Origin of the sequence: Helicobacter pylori (assembly GCF_015904775.1) — a bacterium.
Lineage (GTDB): Bacteria > Campylobacterota > Campylobacteria > Campylobacterales > Helicobacteraceae > Helicobacter > Helicobacter pylori_DM.
On sequence record NZ_JADZNC010000001.1, the window covers coordinates 49566 to 62520 of the forward strand.

At 40.7% G+C, this 12955-nt stretch carries 14 protein-coding genes and 1 tRNA gene; 10 read left to right on the forward strand and 5 right to left on the reverse strand.

The annotated features are described in order from the left end of the window. Nucleotides 1-60: 60 nt before the first annotated feature. Complete coding sequence (gene rpsT, locus I6852_RS00215; protein ID WP_001273612.1) at nt 61-330, reverse strand: 30S ribosomal protein S20; 270 nt, start codon at nt 328-330, stop codon at nt 61-63. An 89-nt stretch (nt 331-419) separates the two neighbouring features. Between rpsT and glmM the strand changes: the two genes are divergently transcribed. The 10 genes from glmM (at nt 420) to I6852_RS00265 (ending at nt 8501) form a co-directional block, all read left to right on the forward strand. Beyond that, entirely contained in the window at nt 420-1757 is a 1338-nt protein-coding gene (glmM, locus tag I6852_RS00220) for a phosphoglucosamine mutase (RefSeq protein WP_197291203.1), read from the forward strand. Then, a complete protein-coding gene (lspA, locus tag I6852_RS00225; RefSeq protein WP_197291202.1) occupies nt 1751-2224 on the forward strand; it encodes a signal peptidase II in 474 nt (157 codons plus the stop codon). Before glmM ends, lspA begins: the two co-directional genes overlap by 7 nt. A gap of 18 nt (nt 2225-2242) precedes the next feature. After that, a tRNA-Val gene (locus I6852_RS00230) sits at nt 2243-2318 on the forward strand. A gap of 249 nt (nt 2319-2567) precedes the next feature. Then, complete coding sequence (ureA, locus tag I6852_RS00235) at nt 2568-3284, forward strand: urease subunit alpha (RefSeq protein WP_000779233.1); 717 nt, start codon at nt 2568-2570, stop codon at nt 3282-3284. A gap of 3 nt (nt 3285-3287) precedes the next feature. Continuing rightward, nucleotides 3288-4997 (forward strand): urease subunit beta, encoded by a 1710-nt coding sequence (gene ureB, locus I6852_RS00240; protein WP_120887461.1) that lies wholly within the window; start codon nt 3288-3290, stop codon nt 4995-4997. A 192-nt stretch (nt 4998-5189) separates the two neighbouring features. Continuing rightward, nucleotides 5190-5777, forward strand: a complete 588-nt coding sequence (gene ureI / locus I6852_RS00245) for an acid-activated urea channel protein UreI (RefSeq protein ID WP_000901248.1) — start codon at nt 5190-5192, stop codon at nt 5775-5777. A 1-nt stretch (nt 5778) separates the two neighbouring features. Further along, the gene (gene ureE / locus I6852_RS00250) at nt 5779-6300 is read left to right on the forward strand and encodes an urease accessory protein UreE (RefSeq protein ID WP_197291201.1); all 522 of its coding nucleotides are present in this window, start codon (nt 5779-5781) and stop codon (nt 6298-6300) included. Between the two features lie 11 nt (nt 6301-6311). Beyond that, complete coding sequence (locus I6852_RS00255; protein WP_197291200.1) at nt 6312-7076, forward strand: urease accessory protein UreF; 765 nt, start codon at nt 6312-6314, stop codon at nt 7074-7076. Between the two features lie 28 nt (nt 7077-7104). Then, on the forward strand, nt 7105-7704 hold the full coding sequence (gene ureG, locus I6852_RS00260) for an urease accessory protein UreG (RefSeq protein WP_000238762.1): 600 nt from the start codon (nt 7105-7107) through the stop codon (nt 7702-7704). Then, nucleotides 7704-8501, forward strand: a complete 798-nt coding sequence (locus I6852_RS00265; RefSeq protein ID WP_197291199.1) for an urease accessory protein UreD — start codon at nt 7704-7706, stop codon at nt 8499-8501. Before ureG ends, I6852_RS00265 begins: the two co-directional genes overlap by 1 nt. 116 nt (nt 8502-8617) lie before the next feature. Here the strand turns inward: I6852_RS00265 and I6852_RS00270 are convergent, their stop codons facing one another. From I6852_RS00270 to I6852_RS00285, 4 genes are read right to left on the reverse strand one after another with little or no spacing between them, the layout of a single operon-like run. Beyond that, a complete protein-coding gene (locus I6852_RS00270) occupies nt 8618-11047 on the reverse strand; it encodes an FtsK/SpoIIIE domain-containing protein (RefSeq protein ID WP_197291233.1) in 2430 nt (809 codons plus the stop codon). Then, complete coding sequence (locus I6852_RS00275; protein WP_197291198.1) at nt 11040-11387, reverse strand: hypothetical protein; 348 nt, start codon at nt 11385-11387, stop codon at nt 11040-11042. The genes I6852_RS00270 and I6852_RS00275 overlap by 8 nt, the downstream gene beginning before the upstream one ends. A 1-nt stretch (nt 11388) precedes the next feature. Beyond that, nucleotides 11389-11808, reverse strand: a complete 420-nt coding sequence (locus I6852_RS00280; protein WP_197291197.1) for an SMI1/KNR4 family protein — start codon at nt 11806-11808, stop codon at nt 11389-11391. Then, nucleotides 11778-12938 (reverse strand): HNH endonuclease, encoded by a 1161-nt coding sequence (locus I6852_RS00285; protein WP_414735717.1) that lies wholly within the window; start codon nt 12936-12938, stop codon nt 11778-11780. The genes I6852_RS00280 and I6852_RS00285 overlap by 31 nt, the downstream gene beginning before the upstream one ends. Between the last annotated feature and the right edge of the window lie 17 nt (nt 12939-12955).

Below are 12955 nucleotides of genomic sequence, written 5' to 3' on the forward strand. Positions count from 1 at the left end.
AAAAGAAGCTCAATAATAAAAACCCGTTACTGAGCTAAAGAAGTCAAAAACGCCCTAAAACTAAGCGAGAGCGATTTTTTTCACTGAAGCGTTAAGCCTTGAGACTTTCCTAGAAGCAGTGTTTTTCTTTAAAATCCCTTTGCTGACAAATTTATGCAACTCTTTATTAGCGATTTTCAAACGCTCTTGAGCTTTTGTTACATCATTGATGGCGACCGCTTCACGCACGGCTTTAATGATATTTTTAATTTTAGTTTTATAGAACCTGTTGCGTTCGGTTCTTTTAATGGTCTGTCTGATTCGCTTTTCTGCGGACTTATGATTTGCCATAGCCTTGTTTTAATCCCTTTGTAATGTAAAATTTGGCATAATTCTATCTAAAAATTGATTAAAAATAGTTTAAAAGGTATTTTATAACGATGAAAATTTTTGGGACTGATGGCGTGAGGGGTAAAGCAGGGGTGAAACTCACCCCCATGTTTGTGATGCGTTTAGGCATTGCTGCCGGGTTGTATTTTAAAAAACATTCTCAAACGAATAAAATTTTAATCGGTAAAGACACCAGAAAAAGCGGCTATATGGTAGAAAACGCTTTAGTGAGTGCTCTCACTTCCATAGGCTATAATGTGATTCAAATAGGGCCTATGCCTACCCCTGCGATCGCGTTTTTAACCGAAGACATGCGCTGTGATGCGGGCATTATGATAAGCGCGAGCCACAACCCTTTTGAAGACAATGGCATCAAGTTTTTCAATTCTTATGGTTATAAGCTTAAAGAAGAAGAAGAAAAAGCGATTGAAGAAATCTTTCATGATGAAGAATTACTGCATTCTAGTTATAAAGTGGGCGAGAGCGTCGGTAGCGCTAAAAGGATAGATGATGTCATAGGGCGCTATATCGTGCATTTAAAACACTCTTTCCCCAAACATTTGAATTTACAAAATTTAAGGATCGTGCTAGATACGGCTAATGGCGCGGCTTATAAGGTGGCTCCGGTTGTTTTTAGCGAGCTTGGGGCTGATGTTTTAGTGATTAATGATGAGCCTAATGGGTGTAATATTAATGAGCAATGCGGGGCTTTACACCCTAACCAATTGAGCCAGGAAGTGAAAAAATACCGCGCGGATCTAGGCTTTGCTTTTGATGGCGATGCCGATAGGCTAGTGGTGGTGGATAATTTAGGGAATATCGTGCATGGGGATAAGCTTTTAGGGGTGTTAGGGGTTTATCAAAAATCTAAAAACGCCCTTTCTTCTCAAGCAATTGTCGCTACAAACATGAGTAATTTAGCCCTTAAAGAATACTTAAAATCCCAAGATTTAGAATTGAAGCATTGCGCGATTGGGGATAAGTTTGTGAGCGAATGCATGCGATTGAATAAAGCCAATTTTGGAGGCGAGCAAAGCGGGCATATCATTTTTAGCGATTACGCTAAAACCGGCGATGGTTTGGTGTGCGCGTTGCAAGTGAGCGCGCTTGTGTTAGAAAGTAAGCAGGTGAGCTCTGTTGCGTTAAACCCCTTTGAATTATACCCTCAAAACCTAGTGAATTTGAATGTCCAAAAAAAGCCCCCTTTAGAAAGCCTGAAAGGTTATAGCGCTCTTTTAAAAGAATTAGACAAGCTAGAAATCCGCCATTTGATCCGCTATAGCGGCACTGAAAACAAACTGCGAATCCTTTTAGAAGCTAAAGATGAAAAACTTTTAGAATCCAAAATGCAAGAATTAAAAGAGTTTTTTGAAGGGCATTTGTGCTAAAAACCACTAAAAAAAGCCTGTTGGTTTTTATAGGGGTTTTTTTCCTTATTTTTGGCGTGGATCAAGCGATTAAACACGCTATTTTAGAGGGGTTTCGCTATGAAAGTTTGATGATAGATATTGTTTTGGTGTTCAATAAGGGCGTGGCGTTTTCCTTGCTCAGTTTTTTAGAGGGGGGTTTGAAATACTTGCAAATCCTTTTGATTTTAGGGCTTTTTATCTTTTTAATGCGCCAAAAGGAGCTTTTTAAAAGCCATGCGATAGAGTTTGGCATGGTGTTTGGCGCTGGGGTTTCTAATGTTTTAGATCGGTTTAGGCATGGGGGCGTAGTGGATTATGTGTATTATCATTATGGGTTTGATTTTGCCATTTTTAATTTCGCTGATGTCATGATAGATGTGGGCGTGGGCGTTTTATTGTTAAGACAATTCTTTTTTAAGCAAAAACAAAACAAAATTAAGGCATAATTACCTCTTTTAATTAAAGGTCGCGTAGCTCAGTTGGTAGAGCACTACCTTGACATGGTAGTGGCCGCTGGTTCAAGTCCAGTCGTGGCCACCATTATTACTCCAATCCTAATTCTCATTTTTTTGCGAGTTTTTGATCTTTATAAATTCTAAAGGGGTGTTAAACGCGCTTCCAATAACGATTTTATAGCGCTTCAAGACTATAACACTAATTCATTTTAAATAATAATTAGTTAATGAACGCTTCTGTTAATCTTAGTAAATCAAAAGATTGCTACAATTACATCCAACCTTGATTGCGTTATGTCTTCAAGGAAAAACACTTTAAGAATAGGAGAATGAGATGAAACTCACCCCAAAAGAGTTAGATAAGTTGATGCTCCACTACGCTGGAGAATTAGCTAGGAAACGCAAAGAAAAAGGCATTAAGCTTAACTATGTGGAAGCAGTAGCTTTGATTAGTGCCCATATTATGGAAGAAGCGAGAGCTGGTAAAAAGACTGCGGCTGAATTGATGCAAGAAGGGCGCACTCTTTTAAAACCGGATGATGTGATGGATGGCGTGGCAAGCATGATTCATGAAGTGGGTATTGAAGCGATGTTTCCTGATGGGACCAAACTCGTAACCGTGCATACCCCTATTGAGGCTAATGGTAAATTGGTTCCTGGTGAGTTGTTCTTAAAAAATGAAGACATCACTATCAACGAAGGCAAAAAAGCCGTTAGCGTGAAAGTTAAAAACGTGGGCGACAGACCCGTTCAAATCGGTTCACACTTCCATTTCTTTGAAGTGAATAGATGCCTAGACTTTGACAGAGAAAAAACTTTCGGCAAACGCTTAGACATTGCGAGCGGGACAGCGGTAAGGTTTGAACCTGGCGAAGAAAAATCCGTAGAGTTGATTGACATTGGCGGTAACAGAAGAATCTTTGGATTTAACGCGTTGGTTGATAGGCAAGCCGATAACGAAAGCAAAAAAATTGCTTTACACAGAGCTAAAGAGCGTGGTTTTCATGGCGCTAAAAGCGATGACAACTATGTAAAAACAATTAAGGAGTAAGAAATGAAAAAGATTAGCAGAAAAGAATATGTTTCTATGTATGGCCCTACTATAGGCGATAAAGTGAGATTGGGCGATACAGACTTGATCGCTGAAGTAGAACATGACTACACCATTTATGGCGAAGAGCTTAAATTCGGTGGCGGTAAAACTTTAAGAGAAGGCATGAGCCAATCCAACAACCCCAGCAAAGAAGAACTGGATTTAATCATCACTAACGCTTTAATCGTGGATTACACCGGTATTTATAAAGCGGATATTGGTATTAAAGATGGCAAAATCGCTGGCATTGGTAAAGGCGGTAACAAAGACATGCAAGATGGCGTTAAAAACAATCTTAGCGTGGGTCCTGCTACTGAAGCCTTAGCTGGTGAAGGTTTGATCGTAACTGCTGGTGGTATTGACACACACATCCACTTCATCTCCCCCCAACAAATCCCTACAGCTTTTGCGAGCGGTGTAACAACGATGATTGGTGGCGGAACTGGCCCTGCTGATGGCACTAACGCAACCACTATCACTCCAGGCAGAAGAAATTTAAAATGGATGCTCAGAGCGGCTGAAGAATATTCTATGAACTTAGGTTTCTTAGCTAAAGGTAACGCTTCTAACGATGCAAGCTTAGCCGATCAAATTGAAGCTGGTGCGATTGGCTTTAAAATCCACGAAGACTGGGGCACCACTCCTTCTGCAATCAATCATGCACTAGATGTTGCAGACAAATACGATGTGCAAGTCGCTATCCACACAGACACTTTGAATGAAGCTGGTTGTGTAGAAGACACTATGGCTGCTATTGCTGGGCGCACTATGCACACTTTCCACACTGAAGGCGCTGGCGGCGGACACGCTCCTGATATTATTAAAGTGGCCGGTGAACACAACATTCTTCCCGCTTCCACTAACCCCACTATCCCTTTCACCGTGAATACAGAAGCAGAACACATGGACATGCTTATGGTGTGCCACCACTTGGATAAAAGCATTAAAGAAGATGTTCAGTTCGCTGATTCAAGGATTCGCCCTCAAACCATTGCGGCTGAAGACACTTTGCATGACATGGGGATTTTCTCAATCACCAGTTCTGACTCTCAAGCTATGGGTCGTGTGGGTGAAGTTATCACCAGAACTTGGCAAACAGCTGACAAAAACAAAAAAGAATTTGGCCGCTTGAAAGAAGAAAAAGGCGATAACGACAACTTCAGGATCAAACGCTACTTGTCTAAATACACCATTAACCCAGCGATCGCTCATGGGATTAGCGAGTATGTCGGTTCTGTAGAAGTGGGCAAAGTGGCTGACTTGGTATTGTGGAGTCCAGCATTCTTTGGCGTGAAACCCAACATGATCATTAAAGGCGGATTCATTGCGTTAAGTCAAATGGGCGATGCGAACGCTTCTATCCCTACCCCACAACCAGTTTATTACAGAGAAATGTTCGCTCATCATGGTAAAGCCAAATACGATGCAAACATCACTTTTGTGTCTCAAGCGGCTTATGACAAAGGCATTAAAGAAGAATTGGGGCTTGAAAGACAAGTGTTGCCGGTAAAAAATTGCAGAAACATCACTAAAAAAGACATGCAATTCAACGACACTACCGCTCACATTGAAGTCAATCCTGAAACTTACCATGTGTTTGTGGATGGCAAAGAAGTAACTTCTAAACCAGCCAATAAAGTGAGCTTGGCACAACTCTTTAGCATTTTCTAGGATTTTAAGGAGCGTTCCTCCTTAAATCTTAGTTTTTAAGCTCTCTGATTTTTTGTTTATCAAAAAATTGGGGGCTTTTTTTTGTTTTTATTTTTTGTCAATTTACTATTTTTCTTTATGATTAGCTCAAGCAACAAAAGTTATTCGTAAGGTGCGTTTGTTGTAAAAATTTTTGTTTGGAAGGAAAAGGCAATGCTAGGACTTGTATTGTTATATGTTGGGATTGTTTTAATCAGCAATGGGATTTGCGGGTTAACCAAAGTCGATCCTAAAAGCACTGCGGTGATGAACTTTTTTGTGGGTGGGCTCTCCATTATTTGTAATATAGTTGTCATCACTTATTCTGCACTCCACCCTACAGCCCCTGTAGAAGGTGCCGAAGATATTGCTCAAGTATCGCACCATTTGACTAGTTTCTATGGGCCAGCGACTGGGTTATTGTTTGGTTTTACCTACTTGTATGCGGCTATCAACCACACTTTTGGTTTGGATTGGAGGCCGTATTCTTGGTATAGCTTATTCGTAGCGATCAACACTGTTCCTGCTGCGATTTTATCCCACTATAGCGATATGCTTGATGACCACAAAGTGTTAGGCATCACTGAAGGCGATTGGTGGGCGATCATTTGGTTGGCTTGGGGTGTTTTGTGGCTTACCGCTTTCATTGAAAACATCTTGAAAATCCCTTTAGGGAAATTCACTCCATGGCTTGCTATCATTGAGGGTATTTTAACCGCTTGGATCCCTGCTTGGTTACTCTTTATCCAACACTGGGTGTGAGATGATCATAGAGCGTTTAGTTGGCAATCTAAGGGATTTAAACCCCTTGGATTTCAATGTGGATAATGTGGATTATGTGGATTTGGAATGGTTTGAAACGAGGAAAAAAATCGCTCGCTTTAAAACCAGGCAAGGCAAAGACATAGCCATACGCCTTAAAGACGCTCCCAAGTTGGGTCTCTCTCAAGGAGATATTTTATTTAAAGAAGAGAAGGAAATTATCGCCGTTAATATCTTGGATTCTGAAGTCATTCACATCCAAGCTAAGAGCGTGGCAGAAGTAGCGAAAATATGCTATGAAATAGGAAACCGCCATGCGGCTTTATACTATGGCGAGTCTCAATTTGAATTTAAAACACCATTTGAAAAGCCCACACTAGCGTTACTAGAAAAGCTAGGGGTTCAGAATCGTGTTTTAAGTTCAAAACTGGATTCCAAAGAACGCTTAACCGTGAGCATGCCCCATAGTGAGCCTAATTTTAAGGTCTCACTAGCGAGCGATTTTAAAGTGGTCATGAAATAGAAAAATAACAAATGGATAAAGGAAAGAGCGTGAAAAGCACTAAAAAAAGCGTGGGTACGCCCCCAAAAACCCCAAAGACAGACAACAAAGCTCATGTGGATAACGAATTTCTGATTCTGCAAGTCAATGATGCGGTGTTCCCTATTGGATCTTACACGCATTCTTTTGGGCTAGAAACTTATATCCAGCAAAAAAAGGTTACCAATAAAGAAAGCGCTTTAGAATATCTAAAAGCTAATCTTTCTAGCCAGTTCCTTTATACGGAAATGCTGAGCTTGAAACTCACCTATGAAAGCGCTCTCCAACAGGATTTAAAAAGAATCTTAGGGATTGAAGAAATCATAATGCTATCCACAAGCCCCATGGAATTACGATTAGCCAATCAAAAGCTAGGCAATCGTTTCATTAAAACCTTACAAGCCATGAACGAATTAGACATGGGTGCATTTTTTAACGCTTACGCTCAACAAACCAAAGATCCCACCCATGCCACTAGCTATGGCGTTTTTGCGGCGAGTTTGAATATGGAATTGAAAAAGGCTTTAAGGCATTATCTTTATGCGCAAACTTCTAACATGGTGATCAACTGCGTTAAAAGCGTCCCCTTATCCCAAAACGACGGGCAAAAAATCTTATTGAGCTTGCAAAGCCCTTTTAACCAGCTCATAGAAAAAACCCTAGAATTAGACGAAAGCCACCTGTGCGCGGCAAGCGTTCAAAACGACATTAAGGCGATGCAGCATGAGAGTTTATACTCGCGCCTTTATATGTCTTGAATTTTAATCTCAAATTGAAAGGAATTTTATGGTAAAAATTGGAGTTTGTGGTCCTGTAGGAAGCGGTAAAACCGCCTTGATTGAAGCTTTAACGCGCCACATGTCAAAGGATTACGACATGGCGGTTATCACTAATGATATTTACACTAAAGAAGACGCGGAGTTTATGTGTAAAAATTCAGTAATGCCACGAGAGAGGATTATTGGCGTAGAAACAGGAGGCTGTCCTCACACCGCCATTAGAGAAGACGCTTCTATGAATTTAGAAGCGGTAGAAGAAATGCATGGCCGTTTCCCTAATTTGGAACTGCTTTTGATTGAAAGCGGAGGCGACAACCTTTCAGCGACTTTCAACCCAGAGCTAGCGGACTTTACGATTTTTGTGATTGATGTGGCTGAGGGCGATAAAATCCCCAGAAAAGGCGGGCCAGGAATCACGCGCTCAGACTTGCTTGTCATCAATAAGATTGATTTAGCCCCCTATGTGGGAGCGGACTTGAAAGTCATGGAAAGGGATTCTAAAAAAATGCGCGGCGAAAAGCCCTTTATTTTTACGAATATCCGCGCTAAAGAAGGTTTAGACGATGTGATCGCTTGGATCAAGCGCAACGCTTTATTGGAAGATTGATGAACACTTACGCTCAAGAATCCAAGCTCAGGCTAAAAACCAAAATAGGGGCTGATGGGCGGTGCGTGATTGAAGACAATTTCTTCACGCCCCCCTTTAAGCTCATGGCGCCCTTTTACCCTAAAGACGGTTTAGCTGAAATCATGCTTTTAGCGGTAAGCCCTGGCATGATGAGAGGTGATGCACAAGACATGCAATTACACATCGGTCCAAATTGCAAGTTAAGGATCACTTCGCAATCCTTTGAAAAAATCCACAACACTGAAGACGGGTTTGCCAGCAGAGACATGCATATCGTTGTGGGGGAAAACGCTTTTTTAGACTTTGCGCCTTTCCCGTTAATCCCCTTTGAAAACGCTCATTTTAAGGGCAACACCACGATTTCTTTGCGCTCTAGCTCTCAATTGCTCTATAGTGAAATCATTGTCGCCGGGCGAGTGGCGCGAAACGAGTTGTTCCAATTCAACCGCTTGCACACCAAAATCGCTATTTTACAAGATGAGAAACCCATCTATTATGACAACACGATTTTAGATCCCAAAACCACCGATATGAATAACATGTGCATGTTTGATGGCTACACGCATTATTTGAATCTGGTGCTTGTCAATTGCCCCATAGAGCTGTCTGGTGTGCGAGAATGCATTGAAGAGAGCGAAGGGGTGGATGGAGCCGTGAGCGAGATTGCTAGTTCTCACTTATGCCTAAAAGCTTTAGCGAAAGGCTCAGAACCCTTGTTGCATTTAAGAGAAAAAATCGCTCGCTTTATCACCCAAACGATTACGCCAAAGATTTAAAAGCACTTTAAAAAGATTAAATCCCTTTAGTCTTTTTAACCCCCCCCCTTTTTTTAACTCTCTTTTTTTAACCCCCCCACTTTTTTTAACTCTCTTTTTTTAACCCCCCCCTTTTTTTAATCTTGTAAGCTGAAGGGTCTAAACTCAGTGCGGCTGTCTTTGGAAAGCTCTATGAAGAGCGCGTTGTGTTCGCTTGGTGAGGGTAAACCGCTTTTGATAGCGTTCAAGTTTTCCCCATTGCACCTAAAGGCTAGGCATTGCTTGAAGTGGTTGCTTAACAATTCTCTTAACTTGTCAAGATGGTAATTAGTTTTAATTTGTTTGTAGTCATGTACAAAAATGACGCAATACTGCTCGTTGTCTGTGGCTTTTTCTAAAAACGATTTTAACTTTTCCGCCCCTACTTTGTCGTGCAACTCTTTGGCTTCGTTTAAATTGTCTACCATCAGCACGCTATTAGGGTTCATGGCGGTGTCTAAAACGCTCCCTAGAGAGCCTTGCATGGGCGTGATGTGGTGTTTTTTCAATTCATCAAGTTCTCTCACAAGGCGTTTTTCGGCGTTGTAGAAGAGCAACTCTTTGTTGGCAGTCTTGAAATTTTGAGCGAAAAGCTTCATTAAAGCGATGCGAGCGTTTAAATCTTGACTCACCACCAACAAATGCGATTCGTTACTTTCAAACTCCACTATCAAGTCCTTTTGCTCATAATCCACTTTTTTGCCCAGATGCAAACGCATTTCATTAGCCTTAAGGGTGTTGGGCATTTTTAAAGGTATCTCACCATTATAGATTTTACGATCTATGGGCGCGAGATTTCTTTGGTTAAATTCAGCGTGTATTTTTGTGAGAAAAGATTTGAAATCATCGGGGGCTTTAGGGATACTCATCTTGGTGTGGTATTTTTGATGCCCTCCGTTGTTGTTGAAAATGCCTTCTGGCCTGACAAGCTCACAAGCCGCATCATCGCCCAAAACACTACTGCTGTCTTCTGCATCCATAGGCAAAGCGATGCGGTTAGCGATTTGAGCCTTAAAGCTTGGATTAATGTCAGTGCCGCGCATGGTTTGAGTGGCTAAAACTAAATGCACCCCATAGCTGCGGCCCTTTTTAAGCAGGGTGTTTAAATGCCCCTCCACCACTTTAGTGGATTTATTATCGCTAAAAAGCACCTGAAATTCATCAACCACTACGATCAATCTGGGCATTTTTTCATGCTTTCGGTAATTGTTTAAATCTTTCGCATTGAATTGCTTGAACCGATCGGCTCTTTCTTGCATTTCTTTACAAAGCCAGCTTAAAAAACTAACACCAAAACCCACCGAACTCGCCACGCTCACCAACCTCGCATGCTCTAAAGGGGTATCTGCTACATACGCGTTAAATTCCACCCCCTCTTTATAGTCTAACAAAAAAAGTTGGACTTCATTGGGCGCGTAGTAGAAGGCTAGATTTTGGATCAACACATGCAAGAAATTGGATTTCCCGCTCCCGCTGTGGTCGCAAATGAGCGTGTGGTTTTGTTCGTTACCGATTTCAAAACACACTTCCTTATGGTTAATATCCCACCCCACCGGCACAACCACCTCATGCTGAGAGCTTTTAGTCCAAAATTCTTTTTCTCTTTGTAAGTCTTTCAACTCCCTTTTAACTTCTTTTTTTTGCTTGTAATACGCTTTAATTTTATCAGCGAAGTCTTTCATGTGTTGGGATTTAATACCTTGATCGTTGATGACTTCCACATTAAGGTATTTTAAGCGTTCAAAACTTGTCGTATCTTTAAAAAACTCCGCATGTTTTTTCAGATCTTCTGCGGATTTATTGTTTTTTTCGCTCTCCAAATTGACAAAGCTCAAAACCCCATTTTTAGAGCCAAAACGCATGATTTTTTCCAGATAATAAAGCACGTTTTGACTTAAAGCATCTACCCCGCTTAAAAAAAGCGCTTTTAAAGGCAAGGGGTCTTTGGCGTTTTCATTGTAATGCGCAAAATCTCTAAAACCGGCTAATTTTTCTTGCAAATTAACCTTTAAATATTCATACAAATGCTTTAGGGCTTCTTCTATTTCCTTGCTTTCGGTTAAAATCCTTTTCTGGTAAATAAAGTCATTGTCTTTATCTAAAAGCTTTCTGGCCAGATTGAAAATGCCCCCTAGACTCAGCGCATCAACCAAGACGATCTCTAATTGCACTAAAGGCGCGCTGGAGAGTAAGCGCATGAGCATTTCTCTTAAAAACTGCCCGTCTTTTTCATGCTCTATATACAAGCTTTTAGGGGGGAAAGGATAAACTTTAGGCAATAAAAATTCCATGTTAATGCCATTCTTGCCCTTAATTTCCAACAAACCACAGCTTAAAAATTTAGGGTAAGCACCCTCTTCATTGAATTGTGGCGCGTCTGTGAATTGCGCTTGAATTTGCCTGATACTCTTTTGATAGTCCTCTATTGGTGAGACGATCGGCTTGAGAAAACTCTCTGGCTCTTTTTTAGCGATAACTTTATCTAAGGCATCGTCCAGTTCTTTTAATAAATTACCCGCATCAATCATCTTTATCCTTAAGATATTCATCATAGCGCCTCTTAGCTTCTCTTTCATGCTCTTTGGCTTCACGCATAAGCCTATCGATCTCGCTTGATGGATGGAAATTCATATGAATTTGCTTCTCCAAACGCTTGGCTTCTCCAAGTTGCTCGTTGATTTTTCTTCTTTGGTATTGAGTGTCATCTTCTAAATTTTCTAAATCATGCGCAATTTTTAGCATCTCCTCTAGCACCTCGCTCCTGAGTTTCTGCCCCAAATCATCTTGCATGGCGTTTTCTACAAATTCATCGCAAATCTTTCTTAATTTATTGGTGCAACTCTCCAAAAAAACTTCATGAGAAAACATTTTAACCCCTTGATTCCAGTTTTTTTAAAAACATTTTAAGATTTAATAGCGCTTTTTTTGAGCCATCATCAGTGTCTAAAAACAGCACCACATCAGTAGTCGTATTCCAAAGATAATACCCCCCATACCCGTCATTAGCAAAAACGATTTCTTCAGGTTCTAACCATTCTTTCAAGCTCTGCATGAAATCAACAAACAAGCTCTCTAAATTGAAGTTCAAAACATGTTTGAACATGTAGGATTCATTGCCCACCATGAAATAACGCAATTGGCTAAAACCATAGTTTGATCGTTTGATAAAGTCCTTAAACGCATCGCTAAAGCCTATTTTCAACCGCTCTTCTAGATCGCTCAACGCATTTCCATTGATCGGCTCTACAAATTCCCAATTCAATTCTGTTTCTGTAGAAATTCTGTCCATAGTGAATATCCTTTCGTGTGTTTCACGCCTAATAATAACTCTTCTCTCACCAACGCCACATTCCCTAAAACATTCGCGTCAAAATGCCATAAATAACCCCTAGGGATGAATCCTTTTGCGATCTGTTCCAACTCTGTCGCATCAAAGCCCAAATCGTTGTCTTTAAGCACGGCTTGTAAAGCCTTTAGGGCATGATGAGCGCATGCGGTTTTACTCCAATCTTCTAAAGGCACAATGGCGCTAAAAACGCTATCAAATTCCGCCAAACGCCACTCATTAAAGCGGACTTCTTCCGGATAGGGGTTTTTTTCATCTACAATAAAGCCCTCTTTACGGCTTTCTAAAAACTCCCTATACTCCAACGCTTTTTGCGTATAATCTTCATTGCGTTCTAAAATGGGATCTATTTTTTGGCTCAAACTTTCTGTAGCACGCTCCAACTCTGTTTCTAAATTATCAAAAGCTTCATTGACAGCGTTCAAATCGTTGGGGGCTTCTTTGATTTTTTCTGTAAAACCTTCTAAAGCTTTCTTACAATTTTTAACGCAATTCTTTTTGGCTAAAGTCAAGCTTTCGTTATAAGAAGGCACGCTTAAAACGCTTGGCATCAAATCCTCTAAACTCTTTTCAAATTCTCGCTCTTTAGAGCTTGCCATGCGATCCAGTTCATCGTTAGGGTTTTCATCATAAGAAGATGCGCCCATCCAATCCTCTAAATTTTCCAACTCTCGCTCTTTAGAGACTTTAGCGCGTTCCCTATGAGAAAAAGCGTTGATCTTGTCTTTCAAATCAGCGTATAAAGAAGCGCTAAAATTTTCCCTCAAATCTTTCAAGCGCTCATTAAAAACGCTTTTTTTAGGGGTATAAGAGATAGCAGGCCGTTCAAAATCGTATTCCAATAAAACGCCTGGGGTTGGAAAGTTGTATTCGTTATCTATCGCATCGCTCGCTTGTTTCAAACGCCTGATAAATTCCTGGTGTTTATCGGTATAAAAATGCAACCTCTTTTTAACGCCCTCCCAAGCTTGATTCACAAGATCCGCGCTCGCTTTGGCTTGATTCGAGTAGATTTCAAGCATTCGTTCTAATAACCTTACATTGTGTTTCCGTTTTTCTATATTGTCTTCCATAAGGTTTAAGCCCTTTT

Bases quoted from the DNA above. Each gene is read 5' to 3' on its own strand.
- ureE (WP_197291201.1), top strand. From the start codon at position 5,779: ATGATCATAGAGCGTTTAGTTGGCAATCTAAGGGATTTAAACCCCTTG.
- ureI (WP_000901248.1), top strand. From the start codon at position 5,190: ATGCTAGGACTTGTATTGTTATATGTTGGGATTGTTTTAATCAGCAAT.
- I6852_RS00280 (WP_197291197.1), bottom strand. From the start codon at position 11,808: ATGGACAGAATTTCTACAGAAACAGAATTGAATTGGGAATTTGTAGAG.
- I6852_RS00285 (WP_414735717.1), bottom strand. From the start codon at position 12,938: ATGGAAGACAATATAGAAAAACGGAAACACAATGTAAGGTTATTAGAA.
- ureG (WP_000238762.1), top strand. From the start codon at position 7,105: ATGGTAAAAATTGGAGTTTGTGGTCCTGTAGGAAGCGGTAAAACCGCC.
- glmM (WP_197291203.1), top strand. From the start codon at position 420: ATGAAAATTTTTGGGACTGATGGCGTGAGGGGTAAAGCAGGGGTGAAA.
- I6852_RS00265 (WP_197291199.1), top strand. From the start codon at position 7,704: ATGAACACTTACGCTCAAGAATCCAAGCTCAGGCTAAAAACCAAAATA.
- I6852_RS00275 (WP_197291198.1), bottom strand. From the start codon at position 11,387: ATGTTTTCTCATGAAGTTTTTTTGGAGAGTTGCACCAATAAATTAAGA.
- ureB (WP_120887461.1), top strand. From the start codon at position 3,288: ATGAAAAAGATTAGCAGAAAAGAATATGTTTCTATGTATGGCCCTACT.
- ureA (WP_000779233.1), top strand. From the start codon at position 2,568: ATGAAACTCACCCCAAAAGAGTTAGATAAGTTGATGCTCCACTACGCT.
- I6852_RS00255 (WP_197291200.1), top strand. From the start codon at position 6,312: ATGGATAAAGGAAAGAGCGTGAAAAGCACTAAAAAAAGCGTGGGTACG.
- I6852_RS00270 (WP_197291233.1), bottom strand. From the start codon at position 11,047: ATGATTGATGCGGGTAATTTATTAAAAGAACTGGACGATGCCTTAGAT.
- rpsT (WP_001273612.1), bottom strand. From the start codon at position 330: ATGGCAAATCATAAGTCCGCAGAAAAGCGAATCAGACAGACCATTAAA.